The organism is Ligilactobacillus sp. MP3, from assembly GCF_024436335.1.
Classification (GTDB): Bacteria; Bacillota; Bacilli; order Lactobacillales; family Lactobacillaceae; genus Ligilactobacillus; species Ligilactobacillus salivarius.
Map to the genome: position 1 here is coordinate 33,866 of NZ_JANFQI010000004.1, position 25,187 is coordinate 59,052.

Annotated in this window: 31 protein-coding genes and 1 pseudogene; 19 read left to right on the top strand and 13 right to left on the bottom strand. The window is 31.2% G+C overall.

All coding sequences use genetic code 11. The annotated features are described in order from the left end of the window. Positions 1-136 precede the first annotated feature (136 nt). Both NOU10_RS04065 and NOU10_RS04070 read left to right on the top strand, forming a co-directional pair. The gene (locus tag NOU10_RS04065) at positions 137-2,671 is read left to right on the top strand and encodes a M1 family metallopeptidase (RefSeq protein WP_255906082.1); all 2,535 of its coding nucleotides are present in this window, start codon (positions 137-139) and stop codon (positions 2,669-2,671) included. A gap of 231 nt (positions 2,672-2,902) precedes the next feature. Beyond that, positions 2,903-3,613, top strand: a complete 711-nt coding sequence (locus tag NOU10_RS04070; protein WP_255906083.1) for a CPBP family intramembrane glutamic endopeptidase — start codon at positions 2,903-2,905, stop codon at positions 3,611-3,613. Positions 3,614-3,800: 187 nt separating this feature from the next. Here the strand turns inward: NOU10_RS04070 and NOU10_RS04075 are convergent, their stop codons facing one another. The 3 genes from NOU10_RS04075 to NOU10_RS04085 all read right to left on the bottom strand — a co-directional run bounded on the left by NOU10_RS04075 (position 3,801) and on the right by NOU10_RS04085 (position 5,615). Next, on the bottom strand, positions 3,801-4,142 hold the full coding sequence (locus NOU10_RS04075; protein WP_241478740.1) for a hypothetical protein: 342 nt from the start codon (positions 4,140-4,142) through the stop codon (positions 3,801-3,803). Between the two features lie 325 nt (positions 4,143-4,467). Next, positions 4,468-4,803 carry a DUF5388 domain-containing protein gene (locus NOU10_RS04080; protein ID WP_003699335.1) on the bottom strand — a complete coding sequence of 112 codons (336 nt, stop codon included), beginning with the start codon at positions 4,801-4,803 and terminating at the stop codon, positions 4,468-4,470. Next, on the bottom strand, positions 4,803-5,615 hold the full coding sequence (locus NOU10_RS04085; RefSeq protein ID WP_003699336.1) for a ParA family protein: 813 nt from the start codon (positions 5,613-5,615) through the stop codon (positions 4,803-4,805). Before NOU10_RS04085 ends, NOU10_RS04080 begins: the two co-directional genes overlap by 1 nt. A 366-nt stretch (positions 5,616-5,981) precedes the next feature. On the opposite strand from NOU10_RS04085, the gene NOU10_RS04090 reads away from it, so the two are divergent. From NOU10_RS04090 to NOU10_RS04110, 5 genes and pseudogenes are all read left to right on the top strand, one after another. Then, entirely contained in the window at positions 5,982-6,080 is a 99-nt protein-coding gene (locus tag NOU10_RS04090; protein ID WP_255906085.1) for a CAT RNA binding domain-containing protein, read from the top strand. Positions 6,081-6,212: 132 nt separating this feature from the next. Continuing rightward, positions 6,213-6,785 (top strand): PRD domain-containing protein, encoded by a 573-nt coding sequence (locus tag NOU10_RS09470; protein WP_255906188.1) that lies wholly within the window; start codon positions 6,213-6,215, stop codon positions 6,783-6,785. An 83-nt stretch (positions 6,786-6,868) separates the two neighbouring features. After that, positions 6,869-8,086 (top strand): transposase, encoded by a 1,218-nt coding sequence (locus NOU10_RS04100; RefSeq protein WP_255906087.1) that lies wholly within the window; start codon positions 6,869-6,871, stop codon positions 8,084-8,086. Between the two features lie 214 nt (positions 8,087-8,300). After that, positions 8,301-8,438, top strand: coding sequence for a hypothetical protein (locus tag NOU10_RS09410; RefSeq protein ID WP_242510491.1), 138 nt, complete (start codon positions 8,301-8,303; stop codon positions 8,436-8,438). Between the two features lie 43 nt (positions 8,439-8,481). Further along, positions 8,482-9,360 (top strand): annotated as a pseudogene (locus NOU10_RS04110) (family 1 glycosylhydrolase). Positions 9,361-9,410: 50 nt separating this feature from the next. Here NOU10_RS04110 and NOU10_RS04115 read toward each other — a convergent pair. From NOU10_RS04115 to NOU10_RS04130, 4 genes are all read right to left on the bottom strand, one after another. Further along, a complete protein-coding gene (locus tag NOU10_RS04115) occupies positions 9,411-10,403 on the bottom strand; it encodes a replication initiator protein A (protein ID WP_255906088.1) in 993 nt (330 codons plus the stop codon). Positions 10,404-10,688: 285 nt separating this feature from the next. Continuing rightward, positions 10,689-11,453 carry a replication initiation protein gene (locus NOU10_RS04120; RefSeq protein WP_255906089.1) on the bottom strand — a complete coding sequence of 255 codons (765 nt, stop codon included), beginning with the start codon at positions 11,451-11,453 and terminating at the stop codon, positions 10,689-10,691. A gap of 1,167 nt (positions 11,454-12,620) precedes the next feature. After that, positions 12,621-13,766: a site-specific integrase gene (locus NOU10_RS04125; RefSeq protein ID WP_255906090.1), complete on the bottom strand. Its 1,146-nt coding sequence runs from the start codon at positions 13,764-13,766 to the stop codon at positions 12,621-12,623. A 145-nt stretch (positions 13,767-13,911) separates the two neighbouring features. Beyond that, positions 13,912-14,235 carry a hypothetical protein gene (locus NOU10_RS04130; RefSeq protein ID WP_255906091.1) on the bottom strand — a complete coding sequence of 108 codons (324 nt, stop codon included), beginning with the start codon at positions 14,233-14,235 and terminating at the stop codon, positions 13,912-13,914. 91 nt (positions 14,236-14,326) lie between these two features. Between NOU10_RS04130 and NOU10_RS04135 the strand changes: the two genes are divergently transcribed. Further along, positions 14,327-14,503: a hypothetical protein gene (locus NOU10_RS04135; RefSeq protein ID WP_158227577.1), complete on the top strand. Its 177-nt coding sequence runs from the start codon at positions 14,327-14,329 to the stop codon at positions 14,501-14,503. On the opposite strand, the gene NOU10_RS04140 is transcribed toward NOU10_RS04135, so the two are convergent. The 5 genes from NOU10_RS04140 to NOU10_RS04160 all read right to left on the bottom strand — a co-directional run bounded on the left by NOU10_RS04140 (position 14,500) and on the right by NOU10_RS04160 (position 18,523). Further along, the gene (locus NOU10_RS04140; RefSeq protein WP_255906092.1) at positions 14,500-15,495 is read right to left on the bottom strand and encodes a hypothetical protein; all 996 of its coding nucleotides are present in this window, start codon (positions 15,493-15,495) and stop codon (positions 14,500-14,502) included. The two genes, NOU10_RS04135 and NOU10_RS04140, sit on opposite strands and share 4 nt — an antisense overlap. Positions 15,496-16,129: 634 nt before the next feature. Beyond that, positions 16,130-16,882, bottom strand: coding sequence for a DUF4393 domain-containing protein (locus NOU10_RS04145; RefSeq protein WP_255906093.1), 753 nt, complete (start codon positions 16,880-16,882; stop codon positions 16,130-16,132). A 173-nt stretch (positions 16,883-17,055) separates the two neighbouring features. Continuing rightward, the gene (locus NOU10_RS04150; protein ID WP_255906094.1) at positions 17,056-17,658 is read right to left on the bottom strand and encodes a hypothetical protein; all 603 of its coding nucleotides are present in this window, start codon (positions 17,656-17,658) and stop codon (positions 17,056-17,058) included. Between the two features lie 32 nt (positions 17,659-17,690). Then, complete coding sequence (locus NOU10_RS04155; protein WP_255906095.1) at positions 17,691-18,116, bottom strand: ImmA/IrrE family metallo-endopeptidase; 426 nt, start codon at positions 18,114-18,116, stop codon at positions 17,691-17,693. Between the two features lie 11 nt (positions 18,117-18,127). Next, positions 18,128-18,523, bottom strand: a complete 396-nt coding sequence (locus NOU10_RS04160; RefSeq protein ID WP_255906096.1) for a helix-turn-helix domain-containing protein — start codon at positions 18,521-18,523, stop codon at positions 18,128-18,130. A 270-nt stretch (positions 18,524-18,793) separates the two neighbouring features. On the opposite strand from NOU10_RS04160, the gene NOU10_RS04165 reads away from it, so the two are divergent. The 3 genes from NOU10_RS04165 to NOU10_RS04175 all read left to right on the top strand — a co-directional run bounded on the left by NOU10_RS04165 (position 18,794) and on the right by NOU10_RS04175 (position 19,679). Then, positions 18,794-18,985 (top strand): hypothetical protein, encoded by a 192-nt coding sequence (locus NOU10_RS04165; protein WP_034983028.1) that lies wholly within the window; start codon positions 18,794-18,796, stop codon positions 18,983-18,985. A gap of 9 nt (positions 18,986-18,994) precedes the next feature. Further along, positions 18,995-19,261 carry an AlpA family transcriptional regulator gene (locus NOU10_RS04170; protein WP_255906097.1) on the top strand — a complete coding sequence of 89 codons (267 nt, stop codon included), beginning with the start codon at positions 18,995-18,997 and terminating at the stop codon, positions 19,259-19,261. A gap of 238 nt (positions 19,262-19,499) precedes the next feature. Beyond that, positions 19,500-19,679 carry a hypothetical protein gene (locus NOU10_RS04175; protein ID WP_255906098.1) on the top strand — a complete coding sequence of 60 codons (180 nt, stop codon included), beginning with the start codon at positions 19,500-19,502 and terminating at the stop codon, positions 19,677-19,679. Positions 19,680-19,716: 37 nt separating this feature from the next. Here the strand turns inward: NOU10_RS04175 and NOU10_RS04180 are convergent, their stop codons facing one another. Beyond that, a complete protein-coding gene (locus tag NOU10_RS04180) occupies positions 19,717-20,388 on the bottom strand; it encodes a hypothetical protein (RefSeq protein WP_081540625.1) in 672 nt (223 codons plus the stop codon). 106 nt (positions 20,389-20,494) lie between these two features. Here NOU10_RS04180 and NOU10_RS04185 point away from each other — a divergent pair, with 106 nt between their 5' ends. The 8 genes from NOU10_RS04185 (at position 20,495) to NOU10_RS04220 (ending at position 25,187) form a co-directional block, all read left to right on the top strand. Beyond that, positions 20,495-20,686 (top strand): helix-turn-helix transcriptional regulator, encoded by a 192-nt coding sequence (locus NOU10_RS04185; protein WP_324249132.1) that lies wholly within the window; start codon positions 20,495-20,497, stop codon positions 20,684-20,686. 128 nt (positions 20,687-20,814) lie between these two features. After that, positions 20,815-20,979: a hydrogenase maturation nickel metallochaperone HypA gene (locus tag NOU10_RS04190; RefSeq protein WP_255906099.1), complete on the top strand. Its 165-nt coding sequence runs from the start codon at positions 20,815-20,817 to the stop codon at positions 20,977-20,979. Positions 20,980-20,992: 13 nt separating this feature from the next. Beyond that, the gene (locus tag NOU10_RS04195) at positions 20,993-21,214 is read left to right on the top strand and encodes a hypothetical protein (RefSeq protein WP_255906100.1); all 222 of its coding nucleotides are present in this window, start codon (positions 20,993-20,995) and stop codon (positions 21,212-21,214) included. Beyond that, positions 21,214-21,693: a siphovirus Gp157 family protein gene (locus NOU10_RS04200; protein ID WP_255906101.1), complete on the top strand. Its 480-nt coding sequence runs from the start codon at positions 21,214-21,216 to the stop codon at positions 21,691-21,693. The genes NOU10_RS04195 and NOU10_RS04200 overlap by 1 nt, the downstream gene beginning before the upstream one ends. Then, the gene (locus NOU10_RS04205) at positions 21,693-23,060 is read left to right on the top strand and encodes a DEAD/DEAH box helicase family protein (RefSeq protein WP_255906102.1); all 1,368 of its coding nucleotides are present in this window, start codon (positions 21,693-21,695) and stop codon (positions 23,058-23,060) included. Before NOU10_RS04200 ends, NOU10_RS04205 begins: the two co-directional genes overlap by 1 nt. Next, positions 23,057-23,839: an AAA family ATPase gene (locus NOU10_RS04210; RefSeq protein ID WP_255906103.1), complete on the top strand. Its 783-nt coding sequence runs from the start codon at positions 23,057-23,059 to the stop codon at positions 23,837-23,839. The genes NOU10_RS04205 and NOU10_RS04210 overlap by 4 nt, the downstream gene beginning before the upstream one ends. Next, positions 23,839-24,342, top strand: coding sequence for a DUF669 domain-containing protein (locus NOU10_RS04215; RefSeq protein WP_118272613.1), 504 nt, complete (start codon positions 23,839-23,841; stop codon positions 24,340-24,342). The genes NOU10_RS04210 and NOU10_RS04215 overlap by 1 nt, the downstream gene beginning before the upstream one ends. A 65-nt stretch (positions 24,343-24,407) precedes the next feature. Further along, positions 24,408-25,187 (top strand): bifunctional DNA primase/polymerase, encoded by a 780-nt coding sequence (locus tag NOU10_RS04220; RefSeq protein WP_255906104.1) that lies wholly within the window; start codon positions 24,408-24,410, stop codon positions 25,185-25,187.

The window sequence follows — 25,187 nt, forward strand, 5'->3', positions numbered from 1 at the left end:
TTTATACATTATATATTATGTATAATGCTAAATGTACAATATATTAACATTATATGTTTTTTTAATTGTATTAATAGATTTTTCTCATTTAAAAGCGTATGATTAACTTATCTAATAAATGAAAGGTGGTCAAGCAATGGGACAAGTATCACATTTGTATGATTTATTCCAACCAAAGCATTATCAAATTTATCTAGATATCAATCGTGAAAAGAAAACATTTACGGGAGTTACTAAGATTTCTGGGAATGCTTCTCAAAAAGAAATTGCTTTACATCAAAAATTCCTCAATATTCTTGATGTAAAGGTTAATGGTAATTCTACCGATTTTAAATTCGATGATAATTCTGAAACCGTCTCTTTTAATGTTCCTAATACTGGAGATCTTGATTTAGAAGTATCATATTCTGCTAAGCTTACTGATTCTATGATGGGAATCTATCCTTCTTACTATGAAGTTGATGGTGTAAAAAAACAACTTATCGGTACGCAATTTGAAACTACATTTGCGCGTCAAGCATTTCCTTCTATTGACGAACCAGTTGCTAAAGCTACTTTCGATCTTGCTATAAAGTTTGACGAGCATGAAGGTGAAACTGTCCTTAGCAACATGCCAGAAGTTAAGACAGAAAATGGTGTTCATTACTTTGACACTACTGTGAGAATGTCAACTTACCTTGTAGCCTTTGCCTTTGGTGAATTACAAAGCAAACTTACTGAAACTAAATCTGGTGTTAAAATCGGTGTATTTTCAACTAAGGCTCATGCCAAAAAAGAACTAGATTTTGCTTTAGATATTGCTAAACGTTCAATTGAATTTTACGAAGATTATTATCAAACTCCATATCCACTCCCTCACTCCTGGCAACTAGCCTTACCTGACTTTTCAGCCGGAGCCATGGAAAATTGGGGCTTGGTAACTTATCGTGAAGCTTATCTATTATTAAATCCTGATAACACATCTTTAGATACAAAGCGTATTGTTGCAACTGTTATTGCTCATGAACTTGCTCATCAATGGTTCGGTGATTTAGTAACTATGAAATGGTGGGATGATCTATGGTTAAATGAAAGTTTCGCCAATATGATGGAATATGTTGCTATCGATGCACTACAACCTGACTGGAATATCTGGGAATTATTCCAAACATCTGAAGCACCTCAAGCTTTACAACGTGATGCAACTGATGGCGTTCAATCCGTTCACGTTGAAGTTAGGGATCCTGCTGAAATCGATTCTCTATTTGATCCAGCTATTGTTTATGCAAAAGGTTCTCGTTTATTAGTAATGGTTCGTGCTTTAATTGGCGATGAAGCTTTACGTTCTGGACTAAAAGCTTACTTTAAGTCACACAAATACAATAATGCTGTTGGTTCTGACTTATGGAAAGCACTTGGTAAAGCTTCAAATCTTGATATTGGCTCTATTATGAACTCATGGCTAGAACAACCTGGTTATCCAGTTCTTAATGTCAATGTTAAAAATGGTCATTTAGTAGTTAAACAAAATCAATTCTTTATTGGTGAAGGTAAAGATGTAGATCGTTTATGGCAAGTTCCTCTACATGCAGACTTTGCTCAAGCTCCTAAGCTACTTACGCAAAAGGAATTAGACTTAGGTGACTATCAAGAATTGAGAAAAGCAGCCGATAAACCTCTACGTTTCAATGTAGGAAATACTTCTCATGTTGTAGTTAATTACGCTCCTGAACTATTAGAAGATATTTTAGTTAACTCACAAAATCTAACACATATTGATAAATTACAATTATTGCAAGATTTACGTCTCCTTGCTGATAGTGGTTTAGCTTCTTATTCTAAGGTTATTCCATTATTAAAAGAATTTTCAAATAGTGATTCAGCTATTGTTAATGAGACTTTATATAGCATTGTTAATAATTTGAAATTCTTTGTTACTCCAGATTCCACTGATGAAGCAAACTTAAAGAAATTTGTTAATACTTTAAGTGCTGACCAAGTTCAACGTTTATCTTGGTTACCAAAGGATACTGATAGCAATGACGATCAACTAGTTCGTCCTCTTGTTTTGAGTGCCGCTTTATATGCCGAAAATTCTTCTGTAGAATCTAAAGCCCATGAAATCTTTACTCAAAATCAAGATAATTTATTAAGCTTATCTTCTGATATTCGTGCTCTTGTATTACAAAATGAAGTTAAAAATTACAACTCTCCTCAATTATTTGCATCTTTACTCGAAGATTACCGTAAAACTAGTGATAGTTCATATAAAAAAGACATTTTGTTTGCATTGACCTCAACAAAAGATACTAACCAAGTTCAACAAATTGTATCTCATTTCGAAGATGCAGATACTATCAAACCTCAAGATTTACGTACTTGGTACTTTAGAACTCTTTCAAACAATCTAGGCGAACAAGTTGCTTGGGATTGGATTCGTAACGACTGGAAATGGCTTGAAGATACAGTCGGTGGCGATATGGAATTTACATCTTATATCACAGTTACTGCACGTGCATTGCATACAGAACAACGATTAGCTGAATTTAAAGAATTCTTTGAACCTAAACTCAATACTCCAGGATTAACACGTGAAATCATCATGGATACTAAAGTTATAGAAAGTCGTGTTGCTATGATTGAACGTGATAAAAGTAGTGTAAATGACGCCATTTCAACTATTATTAAATAGCAATATCTCTTAAAAGAATTAAAATCAGCAAATTAAGCTGATTTTAATTCTTTTTTATTGTTTGTGTTAATGTTAAAAATATAATGTAATAACATTATTTATATTCATAATGTTATTATTTAATATATAATTTACCACAACTTACTGTTGTATAATTAGATAATACTAGACTTTATAAGAAAAATATGTTTTCCTATTATTAAATATATTGTTAAGGGAATGTATAGGGATATGAGTTTAAAAACATTTAAGGTACCAGTTGTACTGGTATTACTTTATGGTATTTTAATAGTTGGAACAGGTACATTAGTTCATTTTTTAGGGATTAAATCTGAACTATATTCTACATTTATAACTGTTCTATTAAATTTTGCAATTTGTGGAATTATATGGTTTATAAATAAAAAATTTATTGGGATAAAAATAAACTTTAAAATAGATTTTTCTTTTTTTAAAAGACATAAGATTACAGCTGTTGCAATAATATTAATTACTATTTTTATGATCGTAACTAATATCAATCATCTGTTTATAGCATTATTAGTATCTTTACAAGCAGGGATTGTTGAAGAAGTTGTTTATCGAGGAGTAATTAGTAACTATATCTATACTCGTTTACGCCTAAAAAGTGAACGTAAGCAAATATGGATTAGCTCTATTACTTCAGGTACTTTATTTGGATTGTTGCATTTTATAAATTTATTTAGACAAGAATTCTTACCGACTTTAAGCCAAGTCATAGTGGCAGCAGGAATAGGTATGCTATTCGCAGTAATATATTTAATATATAAGAACTTATTTGCCACAATAATAATACATTTTCTCAATGATTTTTGGATTATTATTAGTACTGGAACTGCGACGCAACATGCTCAACCGCTGATATATATAACAGTATTAGGAATACTGGCAAAAATAATCATAAGTAGAAAAATTAACTAATATGAATTAAATAATTTACAATAATAGACCTCCCTAAAAAACAACATTTCTACATTTTTAGGGAGGTCATATTTTTTACTTTTCCAATCCTCATCCTTAAAGATAACACGTGAGTCAATCTCTTCTTTTGTGTTAATGTTAGTATATTGTGTTATCAACATAATATACTAACATTTAATATATATATTTACTTTTTATATTTAATATATATATCTAAGAATATAAAAATCGGTCCTAAAAAAATAAATAACATACTCATAATCATGCTTTTTGCTACACTATATAGCCATTCTGACATATTATCATGCGACATTGTATCTACACTCGTATATTCATATGGATTCGTGTAGACTCCATTTGAAGTCCATTTTCTATCTTTATGATTTTGCGCAAGATCCTGATGATGTAAATCTAACGCTTTTTGCTTATAAGAAACTACTGGTTCACCATCGGATATAAACCAACTTTGATGTTTCAATCTAAAGAATGGGAGAATAGCTGTGGTAATAAAAAAATACATATGTTGCATTTCAAATGTATACTTCATCGGGTGAAAAGTGATGTCCTCTTTATAAATAAATATTAGAGTTAGACAAATTATACCCACTAGCAAATACCTTATTAACTTTAATATCAACCATACATTTTTCACCGTTACTTTCCCTCCATTCAAGATTATCTTTTAACGCCACATGTTAATAATTTTCTTTATTATACACTTTATATAAATGTTGTCTACATAATATTATCCTATTAACATTATATAAATATATTATTTATTATATATAATATATTTACATTTAACACTATACACAAAAACAGAGGATAATATAGAACTATCCTCTGTTTCGCCATTATTTTTTACTTAGTGATGTAAGATAATCTTTTTGTTCCAAAATATTCAAGATACGATTAAACCTCTGTCTGTCACTATCGCTTAACTTTTCAATTCTTTCACTCAATAGATTCCCTACAACTTCTTTTTGGGTTGATCCAATCCCTATATTATTTAAAGCTGTTATTTGATTTCTAATATGATTATCTACACGAACATTAGCAGGAAAGGTTACTGTATTTTCATCAGTAACTACATCGCCACGTTCAACCTGATTTTCAACTTTTACTGGTCCACTATGAACTAATTTGTTTTGTCCACTTTTTTTAGAATGATTAAGTAATCCACCAGCCATTATTCTTCACCTAACCTTTCTAAAATTTCATTAGCAACTCCCTTGAAAGCTGCATGTGTTTTCTTATCCCATGAATCACTTGGATTATCAGTAATCCCTGTCATATCCATTCTCTTAACACGTTCCATTTGCATAATTTTCGCATTAAAGATATTTTCATCACCAAATTCTTCTGAAGCTGCGTCTAAAATTTCTTTATCTACGCTAGCACTTCTTTTTGATAAGAAAGGCAAAATTCCTAAGATATCAACTTTAGAATCATATGCATCAACAATACTATTTTGTAAATACTCAATCAAAACTTCTGCACCTTGCAACGAACGTTCTTGAGTTTGAAGAACTACAATAATTTGATCACATGCATAGAAAGCTGTATCGTTTGGTAATGAAATTGTTGGTGGAACATCTATGAAGATAAAGTCGTATTTATCACGTAATGAATCAACTTTCTTTTTGAAGAAACCAATACGTTCTTTTTCATCCATAAAGTTTCTTTCCAAAAAACGACTATACATACTAAAGTCAACAGCGTTTGGAATAAGGTATAAGTTGTCTTCAATTTCAATAGTTATTGAATCTAAACTTTCTTCTCTATTCAAAGCGGTCATTAATGATGATTCAATAGTTGCAACTTTATCTTTATTTTGATACTTAGTTTTTAAAAATAGGGCAGTAATATTAGCCTGAGGGTCAAAGTCTATAACTAGACACTTTTTACCCATTTTTGCTAAGTTGTAACTTACTAATGCAGTAGCGCTAGTTTTTCCAACGCCACCTTTAAAATTTAAAAATGATAATACTGTGGCAGTCATTTTTTAACCTACCTTTCTACATTTACACATTTATACATTTGCACATTATCTATAGTTAGTTTACCACAATCTCCTACAATGTGTTAATTCTTTTTGTTTAATTATAACATTGTGTTAATATATTAATATAATGTTAATTTGTTATATTAATGTTTTATGTATTTATATTATATATAATGTATTTAATAAATGTTATATGTTACAAAAAAACGGCTGTTAATTTTGTTACCTTATGTTATATTCTTCTTGTGTAAGTTTGGATAGTTATTGCGCTTGGGTAAGCTAAACCAATATACATCTTTTTTGTTGTAGTCTCTACAAAGATGTATATTGGTTTTTTTATTACTATTCAGAAAGGAGGCTACTATGAAAATTTTTAAAGTTATTATTAATAATATTGTCATTACTCTCGATCAAAATAATCAAGAAATCATTTTGATGGGTAGAGGATTAGGTTTCAAATAACGATCTGGAAATAATATCGATGAAAATTTAATTGAAAAACGTTTTTCTCTTAGTTCATCAGATAATGAGGAATCTTCAGTCTCTCAATTATTATCCAATATTTCTTTAGATGATATTAGAGTTGCCACCCAGATTTTAAATTATGCCGAAGATATTTTTAATACCAAAGTTAGTGACTCAAAAGTTATTGCTCTTAGTGACCATATCCATAGTACATTAGAACGATATAATTCTGGTGTTGAATTAAAAAATAATTTACTTTGGGAAATTAAAAGATTCTATTCTAAAGAATTCACGGTTGGTAAAGAAGCACTAGATATTATTAATCAACAATTTGGAATTAAACTCCCTGAAGGTGAGGCAGGTTTTATTACAATGCATATTGTAGAAGCACAAATGAATCAGACTATTGACGATTTAGATGGATTGACACAATTTATCCAAAAAGTAATCCAGATTTTAAAATACGCTTGCCATCAGGAAATTGATGAACATTCCGCTTATTACTATCGCTTCGCAACTCACTTGCGTTACCTGACCCAAAGAATTTTTTCTAATCAAATATCGATTGAAAAGTCTGATTCATCTATGCTCGAGATCATCAAACTTCAATATCCAGATGCTTATCAAGCTGCTGAAAAAGTTCTAAATTTTATACAAAATGAATACAATTGCAGACTCGCAAGTGACGAATTAATCTATTGATATAAAGGGCTATCCCTCCTTTTTAGTATATTTCACTAAATATTTATATTATAATAATTAGTGAAGGAAGTGAGGTGAACCTAATGGAAATGCAAGTTACAATCAAGACTAAACTAAAGATTTCTAACTCTGAGACAGCTTTGAGTTTTTCTAAAACAATGGAACAATACCGTCAAGCATGTAATTATGTATCTGAATACATTTTTAATCATAATTTTAATATGAAACAAAGTAGATTAAATAAAGAACTATATTCTAAGTTACGCAATCTATTTAGTCTTAAATCGCAAATGGCTCAATCTGTAATTAGAACTGTTATTGCACGCTATAAAACTGTCAAAACTCAAATGGCACGTAGACCTTATAAATATCAAGACCAGAATACTGGTGAGTGGTACCGTGAAGTACGTGATTTGACTTGGTTACATAAACCAATTTCTTTTAATCGTCCACAAGTTGACCTTCAACGTAACCGTGATTGGTCTTATTTAAGTAGCAGTCAATTATCCATTAACACCCTTGATGGTCGTGTCAAAGTTGATCCTATTTGTCGTGGATTCAATCAGTACCTTGACGGTACTTGGAAATTTGGCTTAGCTAAATTACTTAAATCTAGTGGCAAGTGGTATTTACATATTTCAGCCACTAAAGAAGTCACTGATTTTGATAAACAAACTGTAAAACACGTTGTCGGAATTGACCGTGGTTTACGCTTTTTAGCTACTAGTTATGATGAACAAGGTAAGACTGCCTTTTTTGACGGACAAGCAATTATGCGTAAACGTGCTAAATATCAAAAACTTCGTGCCACCTTACAAGCTAAAGGAACTAAGTCAGCTAAAAGACATTTAAAGAAATTATCTGGACGAGAGAACCGTTGGATAAGTGATGTTAATCATTGCTTGTCTAAGACACTTGTTCAAAAATATGGTGCTAATACTTTGTTTGTATTAGAAAACCTTAACGGTGTTTCTTTTGAACGTACTGACTTACCTAAAGCTTTGCGTAATCAAAATAAATCATGGGCTTTTTATCAATTAGACCAATTTCTAACTTATAAAGCACACTTACACAATAGTGAAGTTGTTGAAGTTTCTGCTAAATATACATCTCAACGTTGTCCTAAGTGTGGAGTTATCAAAAAAGATAATCGCAATCATGAAAAACATGAATATCATTGTAATAATTGTGGTTATCGTTCTAATGATGACCGTATTGGAGCTATGAATATCCAATTGCTTGGAACTCAGTATATTAGTGGACAAGAACAACCTAAATTTGAATTAATAACTAATGCGTAAACGTGTTAGTTAAGTGGGTGCTGTCAACCACCCAATGATGTAGCCACGTATAGTGTGGGAGCAACGAAGTTGCGTTATTACCACTGACCGTAAGGTCGTGAGTTACAAGCCTTAGTCTTTAGACTGGGGCAGTTGACGTTGGAATGGATACAGAAGGAAAACACTTTAAACCCTTAGTAAAAAAGGAGATAGAGTTACAGTAGGTCAAAGATTATTGAATTTTGATCTTGAAGAAATTAAAAAAGAAGGGTATTCAGTTATCACACCTGTTGTTGTAACTAATTCAGCTCAATATAAAGATGTTGTTACCGTTAGTGATAATGGAAAAAATTTATTATCAGTTTTAGTTTAAATGAGGTGTCATCAATGAAAGAATTTCCAAAAAACTTTTTAATATGATTCTGCATCTTCCTTATTTAGCAGCAGGTCTAACTTTTAAGGAACATGAAGACAAACTCCATGTTAGTTATCAAGCCGCTCATCACCAATTAATCGCAAGTGCTAAAGCTGTACTATTAGGTCATAAAATTGATTCTTCAAATCAAATAGGTAGTATGTTAGCTGCAGGATGTATTTATCCTAACACTTGCAATCCTATTGATGCATGGGACAGTCTGACTGAACAACGTAAAAATTACTTTTTCTCTGATATCCAAGTTCATGGGGCTTATCCTAACTATGCTCTAAAATATTTTGAAAAGATAAATTTTGAATTATCCAAAGATACTGATGATCTAACAATATTAAAGCAAGGTACAGTAGACTTTGTATCGTTTTCTTACTACAATAGCCGAGTTATTGGAAAGGCTGATTAAGATCAAACAGCTGGAAACCTATTTGTTTCTTTAAAGAATCCATACTTAAAAACAAGTGAGTGGGGCTGGCAAATAGATCCACTTGGTTTTCGTATTACTTTAAATGAACTCTACGATCGTTACCAAAAACCATTATTCGTTGTAGAAAATGGTCTTGGTGCAAAAGATACTTTATCAGCTAAAAATAAAGTCAACGATACTTACAGAATTAATTATCTTCGCGATCATATCCAAGCATTGAAAGCCGCAGTCACTGAAGATGGGGTTGAAGTATTAGGATATACAAGTTAGGGTTGTATAGATTTAATCAGTGCTAGTTCCGGCGAAATATCCAAACGCTATGGCTTAATTTATGTTAATTTAGCTGAAGATGGTTCAGGTGATTATCAGCGTTTTGCTAAAGATTCAGCTAAATGGTACGCTAAAGTTATTAATTCTAATGGGCAAAATCTGGATTAATTTAATCTAAAAACTACTTGTAAGAATCTGTATTATTACAGGTTCTTTTTTTAGAAACTCAACAGTAGGTTTAATTCTATTTCATCATCTTCCGTTAATTCATAGTTGTCTATTAAATACTGTTTTACTGCATTTGCCATAAAATTGCGTAAGTAAACGTAAATAAACTTAGCCTTATTCTGTATTTTTTCTTTACCCTTATAAACTATTTCCGCAATTTGAAGCAAAGCAGATTCTAATCCTCTTTTCAATAAATCATTGGATTCAAAACGAGTTGCTTCTTGACTGACAGGATTATATAACCATCTAGCATCAGATAATAATTTCTTTGTTACTTGACTTTTAGCTTTAAAAATAGTGTCACTAAACCATTTCAATTTTGTATATGAATTATTTGCTAATACTTTCAATCTAGAAACTACAGGAAGACTAAAAGTATCTTTAAGTCTTGTAACAATTGAATCTAAAGATAACTCATTTAATATATCTTTTTCGGATTTTTTAGGTGTGACTAGAGTGTTACTCTGATTTTGTGGTACTGATTCATTTGATTCTCTTGATAATAATAATTTAGTTTGATTATTATTAGATTGATTTATAGGCAATTTTTGCGACTTCGTACTAGCAGAATTTGCAGGAACGGATTTAATAGGCTTTTCAAAGTCAAAATTAGCCCAAGGCAAAACAAGATCTGTTTCAGCTGGAGTTGTTTCTGGTGTATTTACATAGATTTTAAAATTCTTAAGACCATGACGAATAACACTTATTAGACCACAGTCAATAAGTTGAGAGCGTAAAGTAGAGATTTTTCTTACAGACATACGAAGGATTTTTGCAGCTTCGTCATTAGAAAAATAGATAAAAATGCCTTCTGAATCTGTAAAAGTATCATTACCAGTTTGAGAATGAAAAGTAGATACTTCTTTTCTTTGAGAATATAGTGAATATAAAACCATAGCATCACAACTTAATTTTTGATACTTAGGATTATTGAATAAATCAGTGTTTATTGGTAAAAATGCACGAGATGTAAGACTTTTCATTGTGTAAACTTCCTTCCATAAAAAATATTTGAAGTACACACAAGACTAAAAATGATGAAAAAAAGACATAATAATGCTATAATTAAAAACATAGATAGCGAAAAATGAGTCCAAAAAACTCAAGTTAATTTTGGTGGTGCTTAATTAACTTTTATAAAGAGCTATCGTAAGTTTGATATTAATTATTTGTTCTTAGTCTTGGTGGTACTTGACTGAGATTTTACTGTATGCTGGTCACATACAGTTTTTAGGCTCCTTACTTTGGTCGGTAGGGGGCTTTTTTATTTAGTCATCTAATAATGAAATTTGACGTGGTTCGTCAAGATTTCTTAAAATACGTTCTCCAATATTAAAACGGTAAGCTATGATTCGATGAGCTTTACCTTTTTCATCTTGTACAGGTGTAATTTCAAAAACAGTAAAATACTCCTGTAGGATTTTACTAACTTTTGTTAAAATTAATCTATTGATATCCGTTGGTCGATAAGATTTAGGAATAGAGAAAAGTTCTTTAAAATCCTTTAATACAACATCAAAGACTTTATTTTCGTGTTCTCTAGCTAAACGAAAAGCTGTTTTCGCATATTTAGATTTGATAGAAGTAAATTCTTCAATGTCAAAGTTAGTTACGAATCCTTTGGCTAAATCATTAACGATATAGCGAAAATCTTCGTTAACAGCAACAGTTAGAGTTTGTTGATCCCCATCTATTTGAAAAGTTGGGAATAGGGTAAACTTAATGATTTGTTGTTGATTATGGATTCGAACATTTAAAGAGGCTAGTTTTGTTGTCATATTATCAAGAGACTTGATTAATTCTTTGTTTGAAGTCTTCTGAAAACTTGCTAATTCACGAATTTGAGTAAAAGATAATTTGGTCTTTCTTTCACTAGTTTCTTTAACCTGACTTAGGATAGCGAAGAAAATATTCTGTTCACTTTCATTCATAAAACCAATAGGAATACGATTTAATTCATTATCATAACGAACTTCCTTGGTATTAGGGAAGGCTGTTACAATTTCTTGTTGGACAACAGGTTCTTTAGACATACAAACACCTCACAATACACAAGATGTAACTAAGAATTATCATAGAAACATCTATAAATTATCATTATGTTTATTATAATCATATAGAATTAATAATTACAATATAATTGAATGAATTTATAGACCATTTTTACACAGCGAAAAAATAGATATACATTACAGACTATTTTTACACCTCGACATAAACAAATCCCGGTCTTATGCACTTTTTACATAGATAAAGCTTGTAATTATGCGAATTACAAGAAATATAATAACAGTGAGAAAAGAGCACTTTAGTATATAATCGATAATTTTATTAAAATTGAAGAATCTTGATATGTCAAGGCTTACACGCGCAATTTAAGGCATTTTTTGCAACAATATAATGTTCGAAGTGTAAGAATAGTCTACAAATTTTTGGAAGTGTAAAAATAGTCTTTTAAAATAAAAGAAAAAGGGGAATAAGATATTTTTCCACTCCGAAATTGCCATATTGACCACTTCGAAGTGTAAGAATAGTCTAAATAGAGATAAAAAAAGAAGTTAGAATGTAAGGAAATACAAGAAAAAGGGACAGAATCTATTCGGAGTGTAAAAATAGTCTTTTTTATACAGACTATTTTTACACCTCGAGCACAATTAAATTTTCGAAGTGTAAAAATAGTATCAAAACACATAACATTATACATTGTGGTAATGTTATGTGTTTTTTACATTATATATATTTATAATGTTTGTGACTTGGAAATTTATTTTTATAGACTACCCTTACACTCTGAAACTTATTACATATAATAGGAAGAGATATGTTAATTTGAATTAAAGAGGGGATAGTATGACAGCTGAAAGTATTATTTCGATGTTGAAAGAAATATCAGATAATGGAAATAAGAAATATCCTGTCACTGATTTTTGGTGGAGTATTTATTTTTAGAATAACTTTTTTTGATAAAATTCCTAATGATGTAGCAAATAAACTTATTGATCTTAATTTACCGGATAAAGTAATTGCATTACTAAGTTGTACTAATGGATTAAATTTATAATGTGGAATTTCAGAACATCTCACATTATTCCATAAATACTAATTTAACAATGTTTTTACTGCATTTGAAATGTTTAACTGCTAATATATATTTCTCGAAATATCAAAAAAGTATGCATTAAGTATACACACTTTTATAGTTAGAAATTAACAAAAGAAGTATATTGGCTGGCATTTTCTTTACGTTGTTCATCAGTAATTGAAGTATAGACATCTAGCGTAATTTCAACTTTAGAATGTCCTAATTGTGCTTGAAGTTGTTTAACTGACATTCCACCTTGTGCTGCTAAAGTTGCATAAGTGTGTCGTAATCCATGAACTGTTATGTGAGGTAAGTTACTACCTTTTATAATTCTGTTCATTGGGTTAATGATAGCGGTGGGGGTGATATAACCGTTATCTTTATTAGAAAAAATAAGCTGATTAGATGATAAAGCATTGAACCCTTTTTGTAGTAGTTCTTTCTTTTGTCTCAGTCTCCATTCACGCAAAATGGATAATGTTTTTTTATCAATAAAAACAATTCTATTACTATTCTTAGTTTTTGGAGTTGAAACTTCAACTTTAGGTGTTGATATTAAAGTTTTGTTAATGGTAATTTGTGACTTATCAAAGTCAATATCATTCCATGTTAAAGCTAAAGCCTCATTTTTTCGCATACCAGAAAACGCCAGTAATCTGAAAAGTACATAGAATTTATATTTTTCATGTTTCTCAGCATATTCAAGAAACTTTCTTAGTTCATCTCTGGTATAATAATTTCTAGAATGTTCTAAAGTATCAAATTGTCTGCTAGCTTTAGGAATAATGACTGATGACGTGGGATCATCTGTTACTATCTTCAATTGCTTAGCATATTTGAAAATTCTAGTTATTAAATTAAATAATACTTTATAATACTTTAAAGGAATAGAGTACCAATAATTAATCAAGTCTTGACATTCAATAGTTGTGATTTGATTAATTTTTTTATTGCCTAAGATAGGTAATATTCTAGATTTGTATTGTAATTCAACAATATGGAAAGAAGATTCTTTAACAGTTAATTTATAATTGGCTATCCAACGTTCATACACTTCACCAAAAGTTATATTCTCGTTGTCTAAAAAGTTAGGATTATTTATTTTTTTCTCAACTTCATCAGCTGCTAATTTAGCCTCTTTCTTTGTGTAGAAACCACCCTTAGTCTTATACTTACGTTTACCAGTTACTGTATCAGTACCAACTAAAATCTGATAACGCCACAACAAACCTTTCTTTGTTTTGTATTTTCTAAATGTTGCCATAATATTTACCTCCAAAATTAAATTGAAAGTAAAAAGAAGATGTTAGCAACACACAGCTTTTAATGACTTCAGTGTATTGGTCAAAATAAATGTATGTTCTTTTTTGATTCTAGTAAAACCCGTCGAATTCGACGGGTTTAAAATACTAATGAAAAGAAACTATGGCGCTGATAATTGCAGCTACAGCAGAAATACCACCAATGATAATTGTTCCCCAGAAAAATCGTCTATTTTCTTTTTGTTGGTTTTGTTGGTATTCTCTTTCTTTATACAGAGCATTTTCAATTATTATGGGGATATTTTTTTCAAGATTATCAATTTTGTTATCTAATATATTAAATTTGCTATCAATTTTACTACTCAGTTCACTAAATTTAGTGTCAATCTTATTATCTAATTGAATTAACTTATTTTGAGTTTCTAGTTGTGAAATTTTTAATTCATCATGAGTTACAAATTTTTTATTCATATTTTCGCCACCTCCATCAGATGAGATTCCATCTTTATTATACAAAATATAGTGAATTATTGTATAATAAAGGCAAAAAGCAGGTGATGGTATGGTTACACTTTATTTAACAGAAGAAGAATATCAAATTTTATCTGACTTGCTAGATAATGAGTGGGATAGATTAGATTATTTAGCATGTGATGATAATGGGAATTATTATGATAATGATTATCCTGATGATGCCAAGCGTGCTAACGTTATTCAGAAAATTTGGAATAGACACTAGCCATTATCTGTATTTTCTTCAACTAGGATACTAGAACTATAATAATCGTTATATAAATCTGAAATACCATCTAATAGCAAATCACATAATTCTTTTTGTGTTTTGCCTGTATTATGGTGATCTACTGCATTTCTAACCATAAATAAGATATTAAAAAATGTTTCTTGTCGTGATGAAATCGATATAGGTGGTTGTCTGAATTGTATAATGTAGTTATGGGCTGTTGGATTTTTCGGTAGCCCTTTTAATGTTTTGTAACCTTTATCATTATAATTTTTTAAAACAAGAAACATCAAATGTTCTAGACAACTACCTAAACCAGCTGCACATAAAAACCATTTTTCATGTTCATAAGCATACAAACATTGATTAAATTCATCTGTAAATTGACTACTATTTATAGTATTAAGCATCTTATCAAAATGATATCTATCTATGAAAAATTGTTTATTTGTTTCAGGAAAACTTGTAATAACTGTTGGTTCAGATAGATTTTTTAGTGTACTCTCATATTCTTTGTCTACCCACTGTTTAGATAAAGAAGAAGTAAAACTATCTATACTAGCGTCATCATAAAATCTACCAAATTTAGATAAAATACTAGAATGAATTACCTTGTTAGCATCTACATGGATGTGTTTTTCTGACATAATCCAAGATAAACACTGTGGTGCAGAATACAATTTAGCATAAGTATAATTATTAGTTTCATCATATAAATCAATATAGAATAATTGATTTTTAGTTTCATTAACTGCAGCAAAAAATAAATAATAATCACTGGTGAATATATTATCAACTTCATTGTAAGAAAAAGTATCATTATAGGATTTTATAACGTACAAACTAACATGTTTATTTTCAGTCCATGAAAATTTAGACAAGTCCTTGTTTTTTGTTTCATAAAAAGTAATTCTTTTTAAATAGTAATCATGTAGTGAAGTAATAAATTTTTCTGAATAATCAGAATCTACAAGTTTAAATTCTTTCAATCAAATCACGTCCTTTCAACGATAAATTTTGTACTGGGCGCCGTCGCACGCAGGGGGAATACCTTTTTTTATATTTAGTAGGACTAAGCGTTAAAAGTTTGTTATAGCACGATGTACTGTTTAATTTAAGTTATTTATTAAGTAGAAAAGGTAGTGGGAAAATGAAAAAAATCATTATTTCCTTAATACAGGTATTATTTGGTTTTATTACTGTCTTTGCAATAGTTAGCATTCTATTAAGTTGGTCACATATTTCACAAAAAATTATTTTTCTTCTGGTGCTTTTTTTATTTCGGATAAGTCCGCAATATCAGACAAATTATCTATTTGCATTTCGACTGGAATTTCGTTTCCTACCTCAGAATTAGTTAACTTAAGCGACTTAAGTTGTTCAGATTTCGCTCGAAAATCATTTTCGAGCTTTTTTAATTCTAATCATTCCTTTCTAACGTTTTTCTCAAACATATTAGTACAACATATTTCTAAAAGTCTATATGTTATACTTACATTGAGGTGAGTATCATGTTGCAAATTAATAAAGATAAGAATAATGAAATCAAAAGCATAGACGCTATTTCAAATGGAATAGGGCGTACAGTGCTTAATAACGAACAAGTATTAGCAATTAAGCTAATTATTCAAGACACGCTTTCAAAAAAGCTTGACCAAAAGTAGTTAAACTAATGTATCCTTTTTCTAATTCAGAATTGTTAGGTACACCAGAGGTTCGAAGAAACTCTTCAATATTTTGGTACTCTGAATTATATTCATCAGATACTAGCCATGCATCTTTGTGGACTTCGATAACCCCTAAACTAGATAAGACGTCTGTTGATTGTTCAAATCCTAAAAACACATTATCGAGAGTGTCGAATACAATCTTGGTAACTGGATGTTGGCTACCATCACCATTCTTCACGATTAGTTTTCCTGTCAAAATACTGTTATACTTTGCATCGTGTATTTTCTTTAAGAAAAGGGCATCTTTGGGGCTTAGTTGGGAAAGTACCGTTGAAAATCTTATTGATATATCTACATTCTTTGTGTTGTTGAGGCTGTTAGCAATAAGGTTGGAAAAAATTTCTTGCATGCCTTCGTCATTCAAGCTGTATTTTGCATCTTCAATAGTTTTAACAGCTATTGGCAGCTTAGTTGAGTCTCTGTTTTCGTCCGGGATAGCAGAGACTTTTTCTTTTGTCCTCTTGGCAAATTGTTCAACTTTCTCATCGGACACAATTTTTATCATTCTAAAAGGTGTTCCTAAAATGTGTACTATGTCTCCGATCATATTGCCTAATTCTTTCGAGGGCGGTCCTAGTAGGCTCTCTTTAGCAGAGTCTGGTAAAGCTTCCCACATAGGTGAGAATTGATTTGGGTCAAAGCTCATTCTAACTCACTCCTTTAAATAATAACTACACCAACAATTTTAAAATCATCATTTTTTTGTAACGCTACTAAGTTCTGTTAAATGTATTTTTAAAACCCGTCGAAATCGGCGGGTTTAGAATGTAGGCAATATTTTAAATTTTACACATAGGATAGCTAAACTCTTATATGTAGTTATCTCTTAAATTTCTTGCCACAACTCATACATACAAAATCAGTTTTCCTTGATTGTTTGCCTGCAAATCCAGCAAGTGTTCCAATACCACCAGTTAAAATAGCACCACCAACAGCTTTACCAACAGAAAAACCTTTTCTATGAACACCAAGAGCTTGTACATCTTTGCTATGACATCTAGGACAAGTCATATGGTTTTTGAGTTTTTTAAGCTCTTCTTTTTGAAGCTTGTATTCATTTCTCTTCATTTTTGCATCAAGTTTTTGCTCTCTATCGATAGCTTTAGCTTGTACTGCTTGTTGTTTTACTACTCTTTGAGCTTCTTTTTGACGTTCTCTTTTTTCTTTATATTCTTTAAGCTCTTTTCTAGCACGTTCAACATCATCTGGACCTTTATAAAATTTAGGGTTCATACCTACATAAAGCCAGATGATAATACCGACAATCAAGCCTAAGTGTGGTATGTTAATTGAAATCATATTTATAAGACCTATAACAAGTGCAGTAATCACACCATATAGAAAGCCAGTTACACCGTCACCTTTCCAGTATTTAGGCTCTTTTGACTTATTGTTAGGTTGATTATTCTTTTGGTTATCCATACAAGCATCTTCTTTCTAAATATATTCCATTTTTATACGCTCACAAATCTAGCTAGTTCTTCTGGCAAACCATAAGATTTAACAAAATCATATTTATTGAATGATTCAGTTATATCTAAATTGCTCAATAATAAGTAAAATGCAAATCTATTTGCTTCTGCTTCAATCTTTGGTATATCGTATCCAGACATGAAAGCTCTGTAAAATGTTGTAGAATTATTAGTGTGTTCTACAACGTGACCTAGCTCGTGAGCTAAAACAAATTTTCTCGTGTATTCTGGTAATGAATACAGAATACCTATCGTTGTTTCTCCGTCACTTGTAACTTTCATTGCTAGGGTGGATAGTGGTAATAAGTCTGTGTTACAGACAGATACACCCAACTCTTTTAATATCTGCTCTGGGTCACAAGTACCATATAGTTCAATTAATGAATTGACGTCATTTTTTAGTGTCACGTAATCACCGCCTAATTCATATCTTTCTTCTTTTTAGCTTTCTTTCTATTGATGGTCATTAATAAATTCAGAGCTGATAAAGTAGCTTCTTTATCTTCATCGCTCATAGGTTCTCCGTAAAAATTGATAGAACCTTCGTCATTTAATCCTTTCATCATTTTTTCAGCTTCAATACCTATATCTATTTTCTCTTGTGGCGATAAGTCGTACTTATCGTCAGACCTACCAAGTAAGTAATCCGTAGATACTCCAAAATAATCAGCAACTTTTGCCAAATCTTTAGCTTTTGGATCACTTGTTTTCCAACGATAGAAAAGATTTTTACTAAAGTTTAAATCTTCAGCGACTTGTTGGAGTGATTTATCATGTTGCTTGGCAAGTTTTTTTATTATTTCAAATGTTGTCATAGCAATCTTTCCTTGTCTAAATACAATAAAATTATACGAAACGTAAATTAATTTGTTGACTTTTTATACGAAATGTAATAATATTATCTTGTAAGTTAATTTGATAGAAAAAAAGCAAGAAAAGCCAATAGAAAAAAACGTGATAGATAGGCTTTAGATGCTTATTTATTACGCTTACAGTTTACATGTTCGTATAAAAATAGTCAATACTTTTATACGAAATTTCTATCAATTCTACTTACACAATTCAAAAGTAGGAGGTGCAGAGAGGTGCCAGAAACATTAAGTGGTAGAGAAAAAATCATCAAATATTTAACTGATAATGATATTTCCATTCATTCTTTATCAGTTATGTACGGGGTGAATAAACAAGATATGTCTGATTATTTATCAGGACGTAAAAAGAACCCAAAAGCTAATCAGATTATTTTAAAGATTATTTCTGACTTAAAAATAAGATAGGTGGTTTATATGATTGTAACAGCTACTTATGAACATAAGCTTTCAGATGCTGATATTGAAAGAATTGCTGAGAGAGTGGTTAGGAAGCTTGAAAGAAATAGTAACAAACAGAAGTTGTTAAATATAACGGAAGCAGCTAAGCACTGTGGCGTATCTCCAACGACGTTTTATAGATGGAGAAAAAGGAATAAAAATCTTCAAGCTATTGAACTAACAGCTGGTGGGGTTGTTCAGTTCAGAGCTGAAGATTTAGACAAGTTTTTAGAAAGAAAATAATAAAGTAAAAAAAGAAGATGTTAGAAAAAAATATAAAAGGAGTGGAATATGGAACCAATACTAGCAGTGATTGTAGCGTGTATAGCTTATGTAATAATTTTTGTTTTAGTTAGTTGGATTAAGGATATTTTTACATGGAGGAAATAGATATGTGGTGCATTTATGGAATCCTGGCGTGCATAGCGTACGCAGGGTGTGTTGATTTGTATAGATATTTGAAAAGAAAGGATAAGGAGAAATGAAAACCTATATATTGCTTGATAATTTAGAATATGTTTTAAAACAGATAAAAGATAAACGTGATGAGGATTTAGTTACACACCCTGAAAATGAAATTATTTGGAAATGGGCTACTAATAATTTTGAAAACAAAATAGCAATGGAGAAAGAAAAATTAAAGAGGGTATATAAAAAATAAAAGAAGCACTATTGGTAGTACTTCTTAAAAAGCATTATTAATTATCATCTAGCGGAATTGGTGCAGAAACATCGTGTTCAAAATCGTAACTATCCCAGTTATCGTTAGGATCCCAAGCAATATATTTATGTTGCATAAGATCAATAATATTTCCTAGTTTATCAATAGCCTCATTTAAACTTTGAGTTTTAATTTCAGGACTTATAAGGTTACTACCATAAAATGAATGGATGAATGTATCTTCTCCATTACTGTTATCAAAATCAGTCCAAGTTTTAATAAAACGATTTTTAAAATCACTTACAAATTTATCTAAATCGATTCCGGATAAAGAATGTGGATAACTAAGAATATAGATATCTTTAATATCAAAAGGTAGATCGGTTGCATCATCTTTAATAATGATTGTCATCTTAGGAAGGCTAAGTCTTAATCCTAATTCAAACATAACATTGGGATTTAGTGTAGAAATATCAACAATTACAATATCAGCATTAAATATTTTTTTAATAATTGTTCTTGTGATATTAGCTACACCAGTTGAATCACTCACTAAGCCATTGCATAAGAAAGAATAAGAACTATTTTCGATATTTTCTATTTTTGTAGATAATTTTTTCTCTATGTATTCGAAGTGCTTGGGATTGTAACCATCTTTAGGGTCAATAGGACGAATAAAACTAACGGTGACTTCTTTTTTAGAATCCATAATATACCTTCTTTCGAAAAAAATTGCAAATAAACATTTTTAGGCTGCTTATTTGCTAATTAAATAATAACACTATATATAGTATTAATCAAGGGAGGTGGACTATATGTTGTGGTATAAGATTCAAAAAGAATTAAACAGACAAGAAATGTCAATTTATAAATTAGCTAAAATCACAGGCATTAAAGATACGACTTTGCACAACTATAAAAAAGGTTCCGAACCTTCATTTAAAAATATGTGCAAGATAGCAGACGCTTTAGACGTTAGCTTAGATTATTTTAGAAAGGATGATTAAGATGATCGAATTAACAACAGCTGCTTATTTTACGTTGATTGGACTATCAGTTCTTGCAGGCTATGCACTGCACGGAATTGTTATAGCGATTAAAAAAGGTGAGTTTTTTGATTAAGGAGGATTGGAAAATGGAAGATGAACCAAGATTAGAGTATGACACTGGTGGGCGTTGGCAATGTGATGACTGTGAGTTAGTCTTTGAGGTTTACGGAATGCAAGATGTAGATGACGTTAAACGTTGCCCAGTTTGTGGGAGTTACAGTATTTGGATAATTGAAGAAATGGACATTTAAAGGAGGTGAGATTGTGGCAGAACAAAAAAATTCAGTGGCGGCAACCACTGAACGACAAAAAAATATTAACAACATTAATCTTAACACATTATTCAACTTCATGAAATCACTAGATAGTGATGTTGAAAAATTTCTAGTAATAAAAGCTTTCTATCAGCTCAATTATTTTGACTTAGAAATTAACGAAAGAAACGTATTAGAAAAACTATTAAAACCAATAGGAGGAACCAAGTAATGAACTTGTTTGAATTAAATCAAGCATATAGAGATTTAGAAGAACGTGATGATTTAGATCCAGAAATGCTAGTTGATACCTTAGATTCAATAAATGATGCTAGAGAAATTAAATTAGACAATATTGCTTACTGGATTGAGAAGAACAAAATGCAACTAGATTGGTTGTCTGAAAAACTCAAGGATCTAAGAGCAAAGCAAACATCGCTCAACAACTTAAATCGATCCTTGCAAGACTACATGACACGAGCATTAGATGATGCTGGTATCAAAGAGTTGCAAACCGAAAACCACATTTTAAAGCCTAGAAATTATAAGGCATCAGTTATTGTAGATAGTCTAGATAATTTACCAGAAGAATTTAAACAAACTAAAACAGAAATTACTGCTGATAAGAAAGAACTATATAAGGTTTTAAAGAATGGTCAAGAAGTGCCAGGTGTTCATCTTAAACCAAACAGAGGAACAGTGATTAAGTAATGTTCAAGTTGAGAGATTATCAATTGGAATCAATTAATAACATATATGATTCCGTCAAAAAAGGACATCACTCCATAATCGTTCAGTCACCACCTAGAACAGGTAAAACTGTGATTATGTCCGAGATTGCCAGACGTGCTACTAAAAAAGGTAATCGAGTGATGTTCGTTGTTCATAGAAAAGAGATTGTAGACCAAGTTATCAAGACTTTTGAAGCTAATGAAGTTGATATGTCTTTAACTCAAATAGGTATGGTTCAAACATTTACTAGACGTGTAGATAAGCTTTCAGAGCCTACTATCATTTTCGTAGACGAGGCTCATCACGTTCTAGCTAGAAGTTATCGTAGAATACTTGAAACGTTCCCAGACGCTTTAAAATTATTATTCACGGCTACACCAGTAAGACTAAATGGAGAAGGGTTTGAAGATGTAGCAGATGACTTAATCATTGGTAAACCTATCTCATGGTTAATAGATAACAAGTTTCTAGCTCCAGTGGACTACTATGCACCAGTTGCTTTAGATACTTCAAAACTAAAAACTAAGCGTACTGGTGATTATGATGAACAATCTATTAAAGACGCTTTTAAGCCTAAGATTTACGGTAGAACAGTTGATCAGTATCTTAAGTTGGCTAAAGGTAAGCAAGCAATAGCTTACACATACAATGTTGAATCAGCTGAGAGATTAGCTAAACAATTCTACCAACAAGGTATTTTGGCCAAAGCAGTATCTGGTACTACTCCAAAAGTAGAACGAGACCAGATTATCAAAGACTATCGAGCTGGAAAGGTAAGAATAGTTACGAACGCTGAACTATTTACTGAAGGCCTAGATTTACCAAACGTTGACTGTGTAATCATGCTGAGACCTACCAAATCATTATCCTTGTATCTACAATTTGCAATGCGATCAATGAATCCAAGAGCAGGCAAAACTGCAATTATCATTGATCAAGTTGGGAATGTTCAAAGATTTGGTTTACCTACTCAAGATAGATACTGGAGCTTAGAAGGAACTAAAAAGCAAAAAGAAAGTAATAGACCTAAGATTCAACCAGTTTCAACGTGTCCTAGTTGTTTTGCAGCATTCTACAGGAACGGTAATACATGTCCGTTTTGTGGGGCTGACTTAGTTGAAGAAAGAGAAATTGAAGTCGTCGATAAAGCAGAGTTAAAAAAAGTTGTAGCACGTAGGAAAGAAATTTTTAAAAAGATTATAAATGATAAAGTCGCTAATAACGTAGTAGACAAGAAACCTTCAGATTTAAAGAATTACGCTGAAGTTAAAGCTTATGCAGAGTTGAAAGGTTACAAGCCAGGGTGGGCTTACTTTTATGCTAAACAGCGTGGCTTTATCAAATGAAAGGACTGATTAAAGTGTCGATTTTACCACCACTTAATAGACAGAAAAAGGTTAGAAGAATTCCTAGAAACTTCTTCATTTTTGGAGATACCATGTCAGGTAAATCTTATCTAGCTGAGAGATTTCCAGTACCACTATTTTTAAACACTGACGGTAATTCGGAAATGATTCCAGCTCAAGACATTCAATTATTAAACGTTAGAGATGCTCAAGGAAAACTAAAACGTTCAGTAATTGACCAGTTAGATGAGATTATCTTAGAACTTAAAACTAGGAATCCTGGTTATAAAACAATTGTAATTGATGTAATTGATGATTTAACAGTTATGATTGAACAAGCTATTTGTTATGAAAATAACGTTCAAAGTTTAGCTGATATTCCATATGGGAAAGGCTATTCAGCATTTAACAGTGTACTACAAAGCTTTGTGGTAGAGCTTAAATCGCTACCTATGAATGTTGTTTATATCTCAAGAGTTGCAAAAGAAGGAGACAGTGATGTTGAAGTACCTAGTCTGAAAACTAAGTACTACAACATTGTTAATGGTAACTGTGATTTAGTTATCCAAACTAAACGCAGAGGAAAGAACTACATCAGACGAGTTACTGATAGACGCACACATTACGTACGTGAAGAAATTGATGACAAGGATATTTTAAGAATCCTAGATAACGTTGTAGGAGTATTTGACAAACCTGTTAAGACTCCAATTAAAGAACAAAAGAAAATTGTAGACAAAATCGAAACAGAAAAAGAAATAAAGGAAGGTAAAGAATAATGGGATTAAGAGACGCAGCAGCAAAGGCTTTAGAAGGATTTGACACAAAGAAAGGTAATGTAAATGGTTTTGAAGGACTACCTTCAGGAGATTATGTCGTAATGATTGATAACATCAAGAACCAAGACACTCCATGGGGTTCTGAACAATTGTCAATCAGAGTTCAAGTTTTAGACGGTGAACATGCTGGCCAAAAAGAATTTGTTAATTTGAGTTTAGACGAAACTACTGCTAAAGGTAATCCTAATCCAATGCTTGGAAGAAACATTAAGTTGATTGCTAAATTAGCATCTAATTCAGGAATTGAACTTCAAGATGAAGATTGGGAAGATATTGAAACTTTAGCTAATGCATTGGCTTTAGCTGAAGGTAGAACTGTTTTAATGCACTTAACAGTTAGCGAAAACAAGAAGAATCCACAATATCCATATCGTAATTATGATTTTGAAGAAGCAGAAGAACCAGATGAAATTGTTATTGATGATGACGACGTTCCATTCTAAAGACTACTTAGAGCAGTAACTCTAGACTACCGAACGGGTGAGATGCCCGTTAGAAAGGATTTGCTATGAAGAATTTAGTAAATGTAGCACTGGCATATCAAGCTAAAGGAATGAGTGTGCTACCACTTTTAAATAAAAAGCCATTGATTAAATTTGCCGATAGACCAGCTTTAACAGCAGATGAAATCAAGAAATTGTGGAGAAAATATCCAACTGCAAGTATAGCTTTAAAAACTGATAAATTCTTTGTAGTGGATATTGATAGACACGAGAATGGAGCAGATGGTTTTAATTCGTTTGACCAACTGCCTAAAGATTGGTTTCCAGAAACACTATCTCAAACCACTAAACATGGTGGTAAGCAGTTATTTTATCTTAAAAGAGACGAGATGACACTACATCAGATGATAGGTTGGCAACCTGGAATTGATATTAAAGCACATCCTAATAATTATGTAGTAGTTGCACCTAGTGATGGTTATTCGTGGGAGAACAAGAATCCAATTGTCAAAGCTCCATTAGATTTGATTAGAACTATTAATCAATCTAGAGCTACTAAGGGTCATCCTAATAGAGTTAGTGAAGATTTAAATTTAACTAGAGAACGTAATTCAACTACAGATGTATTAGAAACAATAGCAAGTGGTCTAGGTGATCAAGGTCAAAGAAATAAAGCTTTGGCTGCCTTATGTGGAGCATTATTTTTTAGATCAGTTAAACCACGATTAGCTTATAAATTAGTGAATATAGCAAATGAAAATTCAAATGATCCTTTGCCACAAAAGGAGCTAGATAGGACGTTTGAATCAATCTTAAATAGAGAAATTAAGAATGGAGGCGGATAA